The sequence below is a fragment of the Streptomyces sp. NPDC042259 genome (assembly GCF_055582085.1).
Genome location: NZ_JBVJDW010000005.1, coordinates 242,783 through 258,124, shown reverse-complemented (window position 1 = coordinate 258,124; position 15,342 = coordinate 242,783). Strand labels below are relative to the sequence as shown.

Sequence of the window (15,342 nt, the reverse complement as noted above, 5' to 3'; positions counted from 1 at the left end):
CGCCACTGACAACGCCGCTCCCACGCCGCGATACGGTCGGCGCCATGCCGGACACCCAGTACCTCGCGGTGAGCACCACGACCGACAGCGCCGACGACGCGCGCCGGCTGGCCACGACCGCGATCACCCGCCGCCTCGCCGCCTGCGCCCAGATCGACGGCCCCGTCACCAGCGTCTACCGGTGGCGCGACCGGATCGAGACGGCCACCGAATGGCGCGTGCTCTACAAGACCACGGCCGCCCGTTACGCCGAGCTGGAAGCCCACCTCCGGGCCGAGCACGGCTACGAGACCCCCGAAATCATCGCCACGCCCGTCACGACGGGCAGTGCCGACTACCTCAGGTGGCTGACGGAGCAGACGGAGCAGACGGGGGAGTAGCGGGCACGCCGGGCCCGATCAGGTCCCAGAGGTTCCCGTACAGGTCCTGGAAGACGGCCACCGTCCCGTAGGCCTCGCTCCGGGGGTCCTCCCGGAACTCGACCCCCGCCGCCCGCATCCGCGCGTGGTCGCGCGCGAAGTCGTCGGTGTGCAGGAAGAGCCCGACCCGGCCGCCCGTCTGATCGCCCACCCGCGCCTCCTGCGCGGGGCCCGAGGCCCGGGCCAGCAGCAGTCCCGTCTCCCGGGCGCCCGGCGGGCGGACGACCACCCAGCGCTTGCCCTCGTCGATGACGGTGTCCTCGACGAGTTCGAAACCGACGGCGTCCACGTAGAAGGCGATGGCCTCGTCGTAGTCCCGCACGACGAGGGTCACCAGTCCGAGATGAGGCATGAGGTGATCATGCCGTAAACGGCCCTGCCCCCCGCCACGGGGGGCAGGGGGCAGGGTTTCAGACGGTCGCGGCGCAGAACGGCCGGATCAGCACTCGATGACGTTGACGGCGAGGCCGCCGCGGGCCGTCTCCTTGTACTTGACCTTCATGTCGGCACCGGTCTCCTTCATGGTCTTGATGACCTTGTCGAGGGAGACGTGGTGGCGGCCGTCGCCCCGCAGCGCCATCCGGGCGGCGGTGACGGCCTTGGCGGCCGCCATGCCGTTGCGCTCGATGCACGGGATCTGGACCAGACCGCCCACCGGGTCGCAGGTGAGGCCCAGGTTGTGCTCCATGCCGATCTCGGCGGCGTTCTCGACCTGCTCCGGGGAGCCGCCGAGCACCTCGGCGAGACCGCCGGAGGCCATCGAGCAGGCGGAGCCGACCTCGCCCTGGCAGCCGACCTCGGCGCCGGAGATCGAGGCGTTCTCCTTGAAGAGCATGCCGATCGCGCCCGCGGCCAGGAGGAAGCGGACGATGCCGTCCTCGTCCGCGCCGGGCACGAAGTCCAGGAAGTAGTGCAGGACCGCGGGGATGATGCCGGCGGCGCCGTTGGTGGGCGCGGTGACGACCCGGCCGCCGGCGGCGTTCTCCTCGTTGACGGCCATGGCGTAGACCGTGATCCACTCCATGGCGCGGGCCTGTGCGTCACCCTCGGCACGCAGCTGGCGGGCGGTGCTCGCGGCGCGGCGGCGGACCTTGAGGCCGCCGGGGAGGATGCCCTCGCGGGACATGCCGCGCGCCACGCACGCCTGCATGACGCGCCAGATCTCCAGCAGCCCCTCGCGGATCTCCGTCTCGGTGCGCCAGGCCTTCTCGTTCTCCATCATCAGCGCGGAGATCGACAGACCCGTCTCGCGGGACAGGCGCAGCAGCTCGTCACCGGTGCGGAAGGGGTACTTCAGCACGGTGTCGTCCAGGACGATCCGGTCCTCGCCGACCGCGTCCTCGTCCACGACGAAGCCGCCGCCGACCGAGTAGTACGTCTTCTCCAGCAGCGGGGCACCGGCCTCGTCGTAGGCGAAGAGGGTCATGCCGTTCGCGTGGTACGGCAGGGAGCGGCGGCGGTGCAGGATCAGCTGGGTCGACTCGTCGAAGTCGATCTCGTGGTCCGCACCGATCTCCGCGCCGAGCAGCCGCAGCCGCTTCGTGGTGCGGATGCGCTCGACCTCGTCGTCGGCGGTCTCGACGTCGACCGTGCGGGGGGAGTGGCCCTCCAGACCCAGCAGGACGGCCTTGGGGGTGCCGTGGCCGTGGCCGGTGGCACCGAGCGAGCCGAACAGCTCGGCCCGCACGGACGTGGTGTGCGCCAGCAGGCCCTCGTTCTTCAGCCGCCGCGTGAACATCAGCGCGGCGCGCATCGGGCCGACGGTGTGGGAGCTGGACGGGCCTATGCCGATCGAGAAGAGATCGAAAACGGAGATGGCCACGGTGGCGGCTTCCTTCTGCTGGTGGGTGGTACTGGGGGGACGTGCGGTGACGCACGGGGCGGGCGCGACGCGCCGACCTACGGGACGGGCACGCTGCACGGTTCTACGGCCGTATGTCCAGTGTGCGCTGTGCGGACGCCTCTCCTGGGGGCGAGGAGCGTGCGCTGCGCCACACGGTGCGGGGCACCGCGCTCACCTCTCAGTGTGCGCGATGCCCCGTACCGGCGGGTGAACCCGGACCGCTTTCGTTACTTCAGGCCGGCGTACAGCGGGTGCTTGTCCGCCAGGGCCGTGACGCGGCCGCGCAGGGCCTCGGCGTCGTAGACCGGCTTGAGGGCCTCGGCGATGATGTCCGCGACCTCGCGGAAGTCATCCTCCTGGAAACCGCGGGTGGCCAGCGCCGGGGTGCCGATCCGCAGGCCCGAGGTGACCATCGGGGGGCGCGGGTCGTTCGGGATGGCGTTGCGGTTGACCGTGATGCCGACCTCGTGGAGACGGTCCTCGGCCTGCTGGCCGTCCAGCTCGGAGTTGCGCAGGTCGACCAGGACCAGGTGCACGTCCGTGCCGCCGGAGAGGACGGAGACGCCCGCCTCGGCCACGTCGGCCCGCGTCAGACGCTCGGCCAGGATCCGCGCGCCGTCCAGGGTGCGCTGCTGGCGCTCCTTGAACTCCTCGCTCGCCGCGACCTTGAAGGACACCGCCTTCGCCGCGATCACGTGCTCCAGCGGGCCACCCTGCTGACCGGGGAAGACCGCGGAGTTGATCTTCTTGGCCAGCTCGGCCGTGGAGAGGATCACGCCACCGCGCGGACCGCCGAGGGTCTTGTGCGTGGTGGTGGTCACGACGTGCGCGTGCGGCACCGGGGAGGGGTGCAGCCCGGCGGCGACGAGGCCCGCGAAGTGGGCCATGTCGACCATCAGGTACGCGCCGATCTCGTCCGCGATCCGGCGGAAGGCGGCGAAGTCCAGCTGGCGCGGGTACGCGGACCAGCCGGCGATGATCAGCTTCGGGCGGTGCTCCTTGGCGAGGCGCTCGACCTCCTCCATGTCGACCAGGTTGGTCTGCTCGTCGACGTGGTAGGCGACCACGTTGTAGAGCTTGCCGGAGAAGTTGATCTTCATGCCGTGGGTCAGGTGCCCGCCGTGGGCGAGGTTCAGGCCCAGGATGGTGTCGCCGGGCTTGATCAGGGCGAACATCGCCGCGGCGTTGGCCTGTGCGCCGGAGTGCGGCTGCACGTTGGCGGCCTCGGCGCCGAAGAGCGCCTTGATCCGGTCGATCGCGATCTGCTCGACGACGTCCACGTGCTCACAGCCGCCGTAGTAGCGGCGGCCCGGGTAGCCCTCGGCGTACTTGTTGGTGAGGACCGAGCCCTGCGCCTCCATGACCGCGACCGGAGCGAAGTTCTCCGAGGCGATCATCTCGAGGGTGGACTGCTGGCGGTGGAGTTCGGCGTCGACAGCGGCGGCGACGTCGGGGTCGAGCTCATGGAGGGAGCTGTTCAGAAGCGACATGAGTTCTTCCTGGACTTCCTGGGTGGGGCGGAGGCGGGGTACGGGCTCAGCCGGCGAAGGCGGTGTACTCGTCGGCGGACATCAGGTCCGCCGGCTCGTCCGTGATCTTCACCTTGAACAGCCAGCCGCCCTCGAAGGGGGCGGAGTTCACCAGCGCGGGGTCGTCCACGACGTCCTGGTTGGCCTCGACGACCTCGCCGGTCACCGGGGAGAACAGGTCGCTGACCGACTTGGTGGACTCCAGCTCGCCACAGGACTCACCCGCGGTGACGGTGTCGCCGACGGCGGGGAGCTGGGCGAAGACGACGTCACCGAGCGCGTTGGCCGCGAACTCGGTGATGCCGATCGTCGCCACACCGTCCTCGGTGGCCGACAGCCACTCGTGCTCCTTGCTGTAACGCAGCTGCTGGGGGTTGCTCATGGCTTGATTCTCCTGGATGCGCGTGGGTGCTTGTGCAACGGGTCTTGACAGGTGGGACGAAAGCCGATCGAAAACTGATCGACAACCGATCGGGAAGGTCAGCGCTGACGCTTGTAGAACGGCAGAGCGACGACCTCGTACGGCTCGTGGGTACCGCGGATGTCCACAGCTACACCCTGCGTGCCCGGCTCGGCGTGCGCCGCGTCGACGTACGCGATGGCGATCGGCTTCCCGAGCGTGGGGGAGGGGGCACCCGAGGTGACCTCGCCGACGACCTGGCCGCCGGCGACGACCTGGAACCCGGCGCGCGGCACCCGGCGGCCCTCGGCGATCAGCCCGACCAGCTTGCGCGGGGCCTGGGCGGCGGCGCGCTCGGCGGCGGCGGTGAGGGCCTCGCGGCCCACGAAGTCGCCCTCCTTGTCGAACTTCACGACCCGGCCCAGACCCGCGTCGAAGGGCGTGGTGGCGGTGGTCAGCTCGTGCCCGTACAGCGGCATGCCCGCCTCCAGCCGCAGCGTGTCGCGGCAGGACAGGCCGCACGGCACCAGACCGGCGTCCGCGCCCGCCTCGGTGAGCGCCTGCCACAGCTTCTCGGCGTCGGCCGGGGCGACGAACAGCTCGAAGCCGTCCTCGCCGGTGTAACCCGTACGGGCGATCAGCGCCGGCACGCCCGCCACCGTGCCCGGCAGACCCGCGTAGTACTTGAGGCCGTCGAGGTCGGCGTCGGTCACGGACTTGAGGATGCCGGGGGACTCGGGGCCCTGGATCGCGAGCAGCGCGTAGTTCTCCCGGTCGTCGCGGACGGCCGTCTCGAAGCCCGCGGCGCGCTCGGTCAGCGTGTCCAGCACGACCTGCGCGTTCGAGGCGTTGGCGACGACCATGAACTCCTCGTCGGCCAGCCGGTAGACGATCAGGTCGTCCAGGATGCCGCCCGCGGCGTCACAGATCATGGTGTAGCGGGCCCGGCCCACGGCCAGCGCGGACAGATTGCCGACGAGCGCGAAGTCCAGCGCCCGGCCGGCCTGCGGGCCGGTGAGGGTGATCTCGCCCATGTGCGACAGGTCGAAGAGACCGGCACGGGTCCGCACGGCGACGTGCTCGTCGCGCTCGCTCCCGTAGCGCAGGGGCATGTCCCACCCCGCGAAGTCGGTCATCGTCGCGCCGAGCGCGCGGTGGAGCGCGTCCAGGGCGGTGCGGCGGGGGGCTTCGGTCATGGTTCAGGCTCCCAGGCGTGGTCGCGAGACTCGCGGAAGGCTCGCGAAAGAGGGGTCACGGCCTCCCCATCTGTCATCGGAACCTGAGAGGTTCACCGAGAGCCCCGAAACGAACGGGTCCCCGGCTTGCACCTTGGGTGGAGGTCGCCCGGGGGCGCCTCGCTTTTCAGATCTGCCTCACCCGCGCGGTACGGGGCCTGAGAGATTCAAGGGAGGAACTTGCTCCTTCGGCGCCCAGCACACATAGTGCTGGGACTCTCCCGCGCGGATTCGAGCGGCCGGTATGCAGTTGGCGCGCACATCATTGCACGTACAGGCGTGCGACGGACGGCCCGAGACCCCCTGATTTGGATTACCTTTCCTTTACGTTCGGTGGGTAGGGGGCCGGGGGGCCGGACAGGGGAGGCCGAAGGAGGGGGAGCACGGTGCGGGCGCGGGGTACGGACACGACACGGGTGGGGTCCGTGCCGCCTGGGCCGCCGAGGGCGCAGGGGGCGCGGCGAAACGTGGGACCGACGGGTGTGCGCGATCTCCGCGGGGGCACGGCCCCCGCGATCCTGCGATATCCGGCCGGGGACCTGCTCGTCGTCTCCGGACTCCCCGGAAGCGGCAAGTCGACACTGATCCGGCGGTCCGTGGCCGCCCTGGACGGCCGGGACGCGGTGGTCTGGTGCGTCGACTCCCAGGACGCCCGCGACCGGCTGGAGCGCCGCACCCCGCCCTGGCTGCCCTACGGGGCCTACCGCCCGCTCGTACGGATCGCCCACTACGCCGGGCTGCGCCGGGCCCTGCGCTCGGGGGCGAGCGCGGTCGTGCACGACTGCGGGCAGCGCGGCTGGGTCCGCCGCTGGCTCGTCCGGGACGCGCGGCGGCGCGGCGGCTCGGTCCATCTGCTGGTCCTGGCCGTGGACCCGCCCACCGCGCTCGCCGGCCAGGCGGCACGCGGCCGCACCGTCTCCGCACGCGCCTTCGCCCGGCACTGCCGGGCGATGTCCCGACTGATCACGGACACCGCCGCCGGCCACCTGCCGGATGGCTGCGCCTCTGCCGTGCTGCTTGACCGGGGGGCTGCCGGGACGATCGAAAGGATCGTCTTCGACGGCTGACGGTCCGGGAGGGCGGTCTTGCCGCCTCTCGCCGGGCCGGCGGTTTGTCGGCTGCGGGCCGCCTTGGCCGCCTGCGGCGGCGAGCGCCCTGCGGGCGCGTCCTCAAACGCCGGACGGGCTGGTTTTGGCTGGCCTCAGCCAAATCAAGCCCGTCCGGCGATTGAGGACAACCGCCGCGCAGCGGTGGTGCACCTGCCACGGCCCGCAGGGAAAGCTGGCCACATTGAGCCCGTCCGGAGGACACCCCGCGCAGCGGTGGTGCACATGCCACGGCCCGCAGGGCATCCGCGCCGAACATCCGGATCGGCACCGAATTCGGCTGCCGACGAGAGCCGTGGCCCCCGGAGCCGCTAGGGTTCGGATGCGGCTTTGTCGATACGGTGGTTGGACGGCGTTGGGCGAGTTGGACGAGATGAGCATCCCCGAGCAGTACGGCTGGACCCCCGCTCAGGGCGGTGTCCCCCAAGGCGTGACCGCCGGCGGCCCCGGCGCCCCCGCTCTCCCCCAGGGCTGGCCCGCCAACGAACTCGAAATGGTGCTCGCCGGCTCCCTCGGTGACCCCGGTGCCGGTCCGGCGATCGTCGACGTCCTCGGCCGCAGCCACCTGTGGATACCGCTGCCGAACGGCGGCGGCCCCGACAGCCCCGACCTCGATGTCCCCACGCTCGAACTCGACGGCGCGGCGTTCGTCCCCGTCTTCAGCTCCGAGGCGCAGTTCCGGTGCGTCGTCGGGGACCGGATGTCCTTCACCGTGGCGCCCGCCGTGGAGTTCGCCCGGGGGCTGCCCCCGCAGGTGGGCATCGTGGTCAATCCCGAGGGCGCGGTCGGTGTCCCCCTGCCGCCGGTCGCCGTGGCCGCGCTGTGCCGGGCCGGGCGCGGCACGCTGGAGGGCGATCCGACGGGCGGGCGGGTCCGGCTCTTCGAGCCCGACTGGCAGGACGAGCCCACCGCCTTCCTCGCCGCCGCCGGACTGGAATTCGCGGCCGCCGCCGTCGTGCGGACCGCGCGCCGCACCCTGGCGAGCGTCGAGGGAGGTGCCCCGGCGCTGTTCGTCGGCGTCGAACTGGACCTGCCCGACCCCGGGAGCCGCACCGCCGCCCTGGACGCCCTCGGCCGGGCCCTCGGCACCGTCCCGGTGCCCTGGCCCGTACAGCTGGTCTTCCTCGACGTCGCGCAGGACCCCGTCGGCGACTGGCTGCGGGAGAGGGTCCGCCCGTTCTACGACCGTGACCTGTGACTCCTCCCGTGCCCGCCGTCGCGGGCTCGTAAGCTGGTTGGATGACGACAGGGGGTGCGCGATCACGCCCCCCTGCGGTGGAGAGACGGCCGAGAGAAGAGGCGGACCCAGGTGAGCGCGGGCGCGGAGAGCGGCGTGGAGCAGATGCTGCGCCAAGTGGCGCCCGGCAGGTACGACGCGTACGAGGCACTCCTGCACGCCCTCGCCGAGGGCCAGGTGTGGATGCTGCTGTGGCACGGCCAGGCCGGATCGCCCGACGCCCAGTACGGGAACATGGAGGTCGACGGGCTCGGCTACGCGCCCTGTGTGACTTCCGCGCAGGAACTCGCCGCCAGTGGCTGGAACCGCGCCCACGAGGTCGCCTCCGGGCGCTCCATCGCCGCCGCCCTCTTCCCCGACCGCTGGGGCCTGTGGCTCAACCCGCACGCGCCCGGCGGCGGTGTCGGCATCCCGTGGCTCGACCTGCGGCGCATCACCGGCGGACTCGACCGGCTGCCCGCCGGGCCGCTGCGCCTGAGCGAACCGGCCATAGACATTCCGCAGTTCTACGCCCTGCTCGGGCAGAACGCCCACCGCACGCCCGCCGTCCGGGCGCTGCGCCGGGCCTGGGTGCAGCCCGCGCTCGGCACCCCGTACCTGGCGATCGGCCTCGATCTCTATGACACCTCGCAAACCGCCGTGGAATCCGTGCGGTTGATGATGCAGCAGTCGATCAGTGTGGTGCCCGAGGGGCTGCCGGTGTCGACGGTGGCGATGTCGGACGACTACGACCCGGTCGCGATGTGGATGCGGGCCAACACACGGCCCTTCTTCGACCGCGACGCCTACGGCCCCGCCGCCCCCGCCGCCTCGGCCGGCTACGGCTACCCGCCCCAACAGGGCTGGCAGGGCTAGGGCCTGACCGACGGATCGTGGGGTGGGCTTGAATTAAGCCCGTCCGGCGTTTGAGGACGCGCGCCCGCAGGGCGCCCCCCCCCCGCCGCAGGCGACAGGTGTTCGCATCCGCTGGAGAACCCGGGATGTCCGTATAACGGAACCCTTCTCTACACATCACGGTTGCGCATCCATTGCCGGTCAGGTCTGGCGGGTGATCGTGAACGCGTTGAAGACTCCGGCAACAAGGCCCGCAACAAGGCCCGCAACAAGGGCCGTCGGCTCCCGCTCTCCGGGCCATCGGCCCTGCGTACGACCTGCTCCGCGTGTACTTCCCGCACCATCGCACCATCCGCGCACCATCTGCACCAAGTGATGCACCAGTGATGCACCAGTGATGTGATCCAGCCGCCTTTCGGGCGGCGGGCGTTGGGCCGGTTGGCGCCGGCCGAGAGGGGTCCACCAGACGATGACGGCACCATTGCACGACACGAGCGCGGCGGAGACCGCAGCCGTCGATGTCGCCGCCGGCGTCCCGGCGAAGGCGATCGAGGGGCGCTCCCCCTGGCGTATCGCCTGGATCCGGCTGAAGCGCGACAAGGTGGCCCTGTCCGGCGGCATCGTGGTGCTGCTGCTCATACTGGTCGCGGTCTTCGCCCCGCTCATCGTGAGCGCGTTCGGGCATCCGCCGAACGAATTCCACGAGGAGACGATCGACCCGCTGTTCAGCACCCCCAAGGGCGACTGGGGCGGCATCAACGGCGACTTCCTCTTCGGCGTCGAGCCCGGCAACGGCCGCGACGTCTTCAGCCGAGTCGTCTACGGGGCCCGGATCTCGCTGCTCGTGGCCTTCCTCTCCGCGGTCGTCGCCGTCGTGGTCGGTACGGTCGTCGGCATCGTCGCCGGCTACTTCGGTGGCTGGGTCGACGCCGTCATCAGCCGGGTCATGGATCTGCTGCTGGCCTTCCCGCAGCTGCTGTTCATCATCGCACTGGTGTCCGTGGTGCCCAACACGCTATGGGGAATGTCCGGTTCGGGCGTGCGCATGGCCGTGCTGATCGTGGTGATCGGCTTCTTCGGCTGGCCGTACGTGGGCCGCATCGTCCGAGGTCAGACGCTGTCCTTGCGGGAGCGTGAGTACGTCGAGGCGGCCCGCAGCCTGGGTGCCGGACAGTTGTACATCCTCCTGCGCGAGCTGCTGCCCAACCTGGTGGCACCGATCACCGTGTACGCCACGCTGATGATCCCCACCAATGTGCTCACCGAGGCCGCGCTGAGCTTCCTCGGCGCCGGCGTCAAGCCGCCGACCGCGTCCTGGGGGCAGATGCTCTCCAAGGCCGTCGGCACCTACGAGTCCGACCCGATGTTCATGATCATCCCGGGTCTCGCCATCTTCGTCACCGTACTGGCGTTCAACCTCTTCGGCGACGGCGTGCGTGACGCGCTGGACCCGAAGGGTTCGCGCTGACCCCTACAGCCAAGTCCGCTGTCGTACACCGCCCCTGTCGTTCCGTCAGGAGGCCGTTCCCGAAACAAGCCGGCTCGTCCCACGGGCCGCGTCGATCACGGAGGTCGCGACATCTTGACAACTCAGAGCACTTCGAGGCGGAGACTGGCCGCAGGGTCGGCCCTCGTGGTCGCGGCCCTCGTCGGCACCGCCGCCTGTGGCGGCGGCGGGAGCGACGACGGCAAGGGCGGCAAGGCCGCGGGCTTCAACGCCGGTGTCGGCAAGGTGGCCAGCGTGTCCGACAAGAAGGGTGGCGAGCTGAAGTTCATCGGCACCCAGGACGCCGACTCATGGGACCCGCAGCGCGGTTACTACGGATTCATGTGGGACTTCGCCCGCTACTACGTCCGTACCCTCGTCACCCCGAAGGCCGCCCCCGGCGCGCAGAGTTCCACGCTCGTGCCGGACATGGCCACGGACACCGGCCGGATGTCGGCCGACAAGAAGACCTACACTTTCACCCTGCGTGACGGCCTGACCTGGGAGGACGGCCAGCCCGTCACCACCCAGCAGATCAAGTACGGCATCGAGCGCACCTGGGCCACGGACAAGATCTCCGGCGGTCCGACCTGGCTGAAGGACACCCTGGACCCGGGCAACGAGTACAAGGGTCCCTACAAGGACACCTCCAAGGACAAGCTGGGCCTGAAGGCGATCGAGACGCCCGACGCGAAGACGATCGTCTTCAAGCTGCCCAAGCCCAACGGCGACTTCCTCCAGATGCTGGCCCTGCCCGCGGCCGGACCCGTCCGCCCGGACAAGGACACCGTCGAGAAGTACGGCAGCAAGCCCTTCTCCAACGGCCCCTACAAGTGGGTGTCCTACACCCCGAACAAGGGCCTGGAGCTGGTCCGCAACGACAAGTGGAAGAAGGAGAGCGACCCGGTCCGCAAGGCCCTGCCGGACAAGATCACGCTCAAGCTCACCACCAACGCCGACGACATGGACAACCGGCTCATCGCCGGTGACTACGACCTCGACATCAACGCGACGGGCATGGGCTCGGCGGGCCGCCAGAAGGCCCTGCAGTCGAACAAGGCCAACGTCGACAACCCCGACACCGGCTTCATCCGCTACGCCGCCTTCCCGAAGACGGTCGCGCCGTTCGACAACGAGCACTGCCGCAAGGCCGTCATCTACGCCGCCGACCACACCTCGCTGCAGACCGCCCGCGGCGGCCCGCAGGCGGGCGGTTCCATCGGCACCAGCATGCTGCCGCCGTCGGTCAAGGGCTTCGACGCCGCCTACGACCCGTACGACGTCAAGCAGGGCAAGCCCAACGAGGCCAAGGCCAAGGAGGAGCTGAAGGCCTGCGGCAAGCCCACGGGCTTCAAGACCACGATCGCGGTCCGCAACAACAAGCCGCCGGAGGTCGCCACCGCCGAGTCGCTGCAGGCGGCCCTGAAGAAGGTCGGCATCGACGCGCAGATCGACCAGTTCGACGGCGCGCAGTCCACCGGCATCATCGGTGCGCCGAAGAACGTCAAGTCCAAGAACTACGGAATCATCATCATGGGCTGGGGCGCCGACTTCCCCAGCGGCCAGGGCTTCCTGAAGCCCATCGCGGACGGCCGCTTCATCCAGCAGAGCGGCAACCAGAACTACCCCGAACTCGACGACCCGGCGGTCAACAAGCTCTTCGACGACGGTGTTGCCGAGACCGACCCGGAGAAGGCCGGGAAGATCTACCAGGAGGCCAACAAGAAGGTCATGGAGGGCGCCTGGTACCTGCCCTTCACCTACGAGAAGAACATCATCTGGCGCAGCTCCCGGCTGACCAACGTCTACACGGCCGACGCCTACAACGGCCGCTACGACTACGCCTCGCTCGGTGTCGTCAAGTGACAGTCCGTCCGCTCCACCGGCGCACCCGCCGCTAGGCCCGAAGGGCAGGTGAGGGCCGCGCGTGGCGGTCCGGGCGCCCCTTGACCGAGGGGTTCCCGGGCCGCCGCCGGGCCGACCGCAGTGTTCGCTTATATCGTCAGGCGGCTGATCGCCGTCATCGTGATGCTGCTCGTGGTCACCCTGGTGACCTTCGGCATCTTCTTCGCGATTCCGAAGCTCACCGGAGCCGACCCCGCCGCCCTGTACGTCGGCAAGCAGGCGGACCCGGCCACGATCGAGGGCATCCGGGAGAAGCTCGGACTGGGCAAGCCGATCCTCGTGCAGTTCTGGGAATTCGTCACCGGCATCTTCGCCGGCCGGGACTACAGCGGCGGCGGCACCTCCGTCCGCTGCGACGCCCCGTGCTTCGGCTACTCCTTCCGCACCGAGCAGGCCATCTGGCCCGTGCTCCAGGACCGGTTGCCGGTCACGCTCTCGCTGGCCGGGGGCGCCTGTGTGCTGTGGGTGCTGGGCGGCGTCACCACCGGCATCGTCTCCGCCCTCAAGCGCGGCAGCGTATGGGACCGCGCGGCCATGACCGTCGCACTCAGCGGTGTCTCGCTGCCGATCTACTTCACCGGTCTGCTCTCGCTCGCGATCTTCCATTACGGACTGGGCTGGGTGGACGGTGAATACGTCGACTTCGCCGTGGATCCGGGGGCGTGGTTCGGCGGGCTGCTCCTGCCCTGGATCACCCTCGCCTTCCTCTACGCGGCGATGTACGCCCGGCTGACCCGGGCCACCATGCTGGAGATCCTCGGCGAGGACTACATCCGCACGGCCCGCGCCAAGGGCCTGCGCGAACCCGTCGTCATCGGCAAGCACGCCATGCGCTCCACGATGACCCCCATCCTGACCATCCTCGGCATGGACCTCGGCGCCCTCGTCGGCGGCGCGATCCTCACCGAGTCCACGTTCAACCTGCCGGGCCTCGGCCAGGCCGCGGTGAAGGCCATCAGCGACCGCGATCTGCCGCTGATCCTCGGGGTGACGCTCGTCGCCGCGGTCGCCGTCGTGGTCGCCAACCTCGTGGTGGACCTCCTGTACGCCGTGATCGACCCCCGAGTGAGGCTCTCGTGACGGACCTTTCCCCCAGCGGCGCCGTCGGCGAGCCCGTCCGCACGGCCGCCGCGGCACCCACCGCCTTCCTCGACGTACGCGATCTGCGGATCCACTTCCCCACCGACGACGGCATGGTGAAGTCCGTCGACGGGCTCTCCTTCCAGCTGGAGAAGGGCAGGACCCTCGGCATCGTCGGCGAGTCCGGCTCCGGCAAGTCGGTCACCTCGCTCGGCATCATGGGCCTGCACACCGTCGGCCAGTACGGCCGCCGCAAGGCCCGGATCACCGGCGAGATCTGGCTCGACGGCAAGGAACTGATGACCGCCGACCCGGACGAGGTACGCCGGCTGCGCGGCCGCGAGATGGCGATGATCTTCCAGGATCCGCTGTCGGCCATGCACCCGTACTTCACCATCGGCGCACAGATCGTCGAGGCCTACCGGGTCCATCACGACGTGGACAAGAAGGCCGCCCGAAAGCGCGCGGTCGAGCTGCTGGACCGCGTCGGCATCCCCCAGCCCGACCGGCGGGTGGACGACTACCCGCACCAGTTCTCCGGCGGCATGCGCCAGCGCGCGATGATCGCGATGGCGCTGGTCAACAACCCCGAGCTGCTCATCGCGGACGAGCCGACGACCGCCCTGGACGTGACCGTCCAGGCGCAGATCCTCGACCTGATCCGCGATCTGCAGAAGGAGTTCGGCTCCGCGGTCATCATCATCACCCACGACCTGGGCGTCGTCGCCGAGCTGGCCGACGACATCCTGGTGATGTACGGCGGCCGCTGCGTCGAACGCGGCCCGGCCGAGAAGGTCTTCTACGAACCCCAGCACCCCTACACCTGGGGGCTGCTGGGCTCGATGCCGCGCATCGACCGGGACCAGACCGAGCGGCTGATCCCCGTCAAGGGCTCGCCGCCCAGCCTCATCAACGTGCCGTCCGGCTGCGCCTTCAACCCGCGCTGCCCCTACGCCGACCTGCCCAAGGGCGGCGTCACCCGCACCGAGCGGCCCGAACTGCGCCTGGTGACCGGTGACGAGGGCGGCAGGCACCACTCCGCCTGTCACCTGCCGCAGGAGGAGCGGACGCGCATCTGGACCGAAGAGATTGCGCCCAAGCTGTGAAGGACCGACCCGTGCCCGATAACGCCGTACCCGACGAGACCGCGCCCGATCACCGGGCGACGATTCCCCGCCAGGGGCCCGCGAAGGCGGCGGGTGAACCCCTGCTCAAGGTCGAGGGCCTGGTCAAGCACTTCCCGATCACCAAGGGGCTGCTGCGCCGCCAGGTGGGCGCGGTGCAGGCCGTGGACGGCATCTCCTTCGACGTGCGGCCGGGGGAGACCCTGGGCGTGGTGGGGGAGTCCGGCTGCGGCAAGTCCACCATGGGCCGGCTGATCACCCGGCTGCTGGAGCCCACCGGCGGGCGGATCGAGTTCGAGGGCAAGGACATCACGCACCTGGGGGTGGGCGGGATGCGGCCGCTGCGCCGCGACGTCCAGATGATCTTCCAGGATCCGTACTCCTCGCTCAATCCCCGGCATACGGTCGGCTCGATCGTCAGCGCGCCCTTCAAGCTCCAGAAGATCACCCCCGAGGGCGGGGTGAAGAAGGAGGTCCAGCGACTGCTGGGGCTGGTGGGCCTCAACCCGGAGCACTACAACCGCTATCCGCACGAATTCTCCGGCGGCCAGCGGCAGCGCATCGGCATCGCCCGGGCGCTCGCGCTCAAGCCCAAGCTGGTGGTCGCGGACGAGCCGGTCTCCGCGCTGGACGTGTCGATCCAGGCCCAGGTGGTCAACCTGCTGGACGACCTCCAGGACGAGCTGGGCCTGACGTACGTCATCATCGCGCACGACCTGTCGGTCATCCGGCACGTATCCGACCGGATCGCGGTCATGTACCTCGGGAAGATCGTGGAGTTGGCCGACCGCCAGGCGCTGTACGCGACGCCGATGCACCCCTACACCAAGGCGCTGATGTCCGCGGTGCCGGTGCCGGACCCGAAACGACGGGCGAAGCGGGAGCGCATTCTCCTCAAGGGCGATGTGCCCTCGCCGATCTCCCCGCCGTCGGGGTGCCGCTTCCACACCCGGTGCTGGAAGGCGACGGAGGTGTGCGAGCGGCAGGAACCACCGCTGATCCCGCTGGTGACAGGGCATCAAGTGGCTTGCCATCACCCGGAGAACATTCCGGACGAGGCTGTGACGAACGTCCCGGTATGACAAATCGGTAAAGCTCTTGGCTGGTTGGGGCGGGAGGGGGCAGAGTCGGCGCGTGCGCTGCA

Annotated in this window: 14 protein-coding genes and 1 riboswitch; of the genes, 9 read left to right on the top strand and 5 right to left on the bottom strand. The window is 70.2% G+C overall.

Translation table 11 applies throughout. From position 1 onward, the window contains the following. Positions 1–44: 44 nt before the first annotated feature. Positions 45–380, top strand: coding sequence for a divalent-cation tolerance protein CutA (cutA, locus tag ACZ6MA_RS16710; RefSeq protein ID WP_469434415.1), 336 nt, complete (start codon positions 45–47; stop codon positions 378–380). Here the strand turns inward: cutA and ACZ6MA_RS16705 are convergent. From ACZ6MA_RS16705 to gcvT, 5 genes are all read right to left on the bottom strand, one after another. Next, on the bottom strand, positions 340–771 hold the full coding sequence (locus ACZ6MA_RS16705) for a VOC family protein (protein ID WP_469434413.1): 432 nt from the start codon (positions 769–771) through the stop codon (positions 340–342). The two genes, cutA and ACZ6MA_RS16705, sit on opposite strands and share 41 nt — an antisense overlap. An 87-nt stretch (positions 772–858) precedes the next feature. Continuing rightward, on the bottom strand, positions 859–2,241 hold the full coding sequence (locus tag ACZ6MA_RS16700; RefSeq protein ID WP_469434412.1) for an L-serine ammonia-lyase: 1,383 nt from the start codon (positions 2,239–2,241) through the stop codon (positions 859–861). 248 nt (positions 2,242–2,489) lie between these two features. Then, positions 2,490–3,752: a serine hydroxymethyltransferase gene (glyA, locus tag ACZ6MA_RS16695; protein WP_469434410.1), complete on the bottom strand. Its 1,263-nt coding sequence runs from the start codon at positions 3,750–3,752 to the stop codon at positions 2,490–2,492. A gap of 46 nt (positions 3,753–3,798) precedes the next feature. Further along, positions 3,799–4,173 carry a glycine cleavage system protein GcvH gene (gene gcvH / locus ACZ6MA_RS16690; RefSeq protein ID WP_469434408.1) on the bottom strand — a complete coding sequence of 125 codons (375 nt, stop codon included), beginning with the start codon at positions 4,171–4,173 and terminating at the stop codon, positions 3,799–3,801. A gap of 98 nt (positions 4,174–4,271) precedes the next feature. Next, the gene (gcvT, locus tag ACZ6MA_RS16685) at positions 4,272–5,387 is read right to left on the bottom strand and encodes a glycine cleavage system aminomethyltransferase GcvT (protein ID WP_469434406.1); all 1,116 of its coding nucleotides are present in this window, start codon (positions 5,385–5,387) and stop codon (positions 4,272–4,274) included. Between the two features lie 176 nt (positions 5,388–5,563). Further along, positions 5,564–5,660, bottom strand: a riboswitch (glycine riboswitch). 152 nt (positions 5,661–5,812) lie between these two features. Between gcvT and ACZ6MA_RS16680 the strand changes: the two genes are divergently transcribed. The 8 genes from ACZ6MA_RS16680 to ACZ6MA_RS16645 all read left to right on the top strand — a co-directional run bounded on the left by ACZ6MA_RS16680 (position 5,813) and on the right by ACZ6MA_RS16645 (position 15,280). Continuing rightward, positions 5,813–6,493 carry an AAA family ATPase gene (locus tag ACZ6MA_RS16680; RefSeq protein ID WP_469434404.1) on the top strand — a complete coding sequence of 227 codons (681 nt, stop codon included), beginning with the start codon at positions 5,813–5,815 and terminating at the stop codon, positions 6,491–6,493. A 532-nt stretch (positions 6,494–7,025) separates the two neighbouring features. Further along, positions 7,026–7,730 carry an enhanced serine sensitivity protein SseB C-terminal domain-containing protein gene (locus tag ACZ6MA_RS16675; protein ID WP_469434703.1) on the top strand — a complete coding sequence of 235 codons (705 nt, stop codon included), beginning with the start codon at positions 7,026–7,028 and terminating at the stop codon, positions 7,728–7,730. Positions 7,731–7,874: 144 nt separating this feature from the next. Continuing rightward, positions 7,875–8,624: an enhanced serine sensitivity protein SseB C-terminal domain-containing protein gene (locus ACZ6MA_RS16670; protein WP_469434701.1), complete on the top strand. Its 750-nt coding sequence runs from the start codon at positions 7,875–7,877 to the stop codon at positions 8,622–8,624. Between the two features lie 448 nt (positions 8,625–9,072). Further along, entirely contained in the window at positions 9,073–10,071 is a 999-nt protein-coding gene (locus ACZ6MA_RS16665) for an ABC transporter permease (RefSeq protein ID WP_469434402.1), read from the top strand. Positions 10,072–10,185: 114 nt separating this feature from the next. Beyond that, the gene (locus ACZ6MA_RS16660) at positions 10,186–11,955 is read left to right on the top strand and encodes an ABC transporter substrate-binding protein (RefSeq protein ID WP_469434400.1); all 1,770 of its coding nucleotides are present in this window, start codon (positions 10,186–10,188) and stop codon (positions 11,953–11,955) included. Positions 11,956–12,075: 120 nt separating this feature from the next. Continuing rightward, entirely contained in the window at positions 12,076–13,074 is a 999-nt protein-coding gene (locus ACZ6MA_RS16655) for an ABC transporter permease (RefSeq protein WP_469434399.1), read from the top strand. Further along, a complete protein-coding gene (locus ACZ6MA_RS16650; RefSeq protein ID WP_469434397.1) occupies positions 13,071–14,180 on the top strand; it encodes an ABC transporter ATP-binding protein in 1,110 nt (369 codons plus the stop codon). The genes ACZ6MA_RS16655 and ACZ6MA_RS16650 overlap by 4 nt, the downstream gene beginning before the upstream one ends. After that, positions 14,177–15,280 (top strand): ABC transporter ATP-binding protein, encoded by a 1,104-nt coding sequence (locus tag ACZ6MA_RS16645; RefSeq protein ID WP_469434395.1) that lies wholly within the window; start codon positions 14,177–14,179, stop codon positions 15,278–15,280. Before ACZ6MA_RS16650 ends, ACZ6MA_RS16645 begins: the two co-directional genes overlap by 4 nt. Positions 15,281–15,342: the final 62 nt, after the last annotated feature.

What these genes read in the sequence shown, in the direction of transcription:
- cutA (WP_469434415.1), top strand. Translation starts at nt 45, where the DNA reads ATGCCGGACACCCAGTACCTCGCGGTGAGCACCACGACCGACAGCGCC.
- ACZ6MA_RS16705 (WP_469434413.1), bottom strand. Translation starts at nt 771, where the DNA reads ATGCCTCATCTCGGACTGGTGACCCTCGTCGTGCGGGACTACGACGAG.
- glyA (WP_469434410.1), bottom strand. Translation starts at nt 3,752, where the DNA reads ATGTCGCTTCTGAACAGCTCCCTCCATGAGCTCGACCCCGACGTCGCC.
- gcvH (WP_469434408.1), bottom strand. Translation starts at nt 4,173, where the DNA reads ATGAGCAACCCCCAGCAGCTGCGTTACAGCAAGGAGCACGAGTGGCTG.
- gcvT (WP_469434406.1), bottom strand. Translation starts at nt 5,387, where the DNA reads ATGACCGAAGCCCCCCGCCGCACCGCCCTGGACGCGCTCCACCGCGCG.
- ACZ6MA_RS16675 (WP_469434703.1), top strand. Translation starts at nt 7,026, where the DNA reads ATGGTGCTCGCCGGCTCCCTCGGTGACCCCGGTGCCGGTCCGGCGATC.
- ACZ6MA_RS16670 (WP_469434701.1), top strand. Translation starts at nt 7,875, where the DNA reads ATGCTGCGCCAAGTGGCGCCCGGCAGGTACGACGCGTACGAGGCACTC.
- ACZ6MA_RS16665 (WP_469434402.1), top strand. Translation starts at nt 9,073, where the DNA reads ATGACGGCACCATTGCACGACACGAGCGCGGCGGAGACCGCAGCCGTC.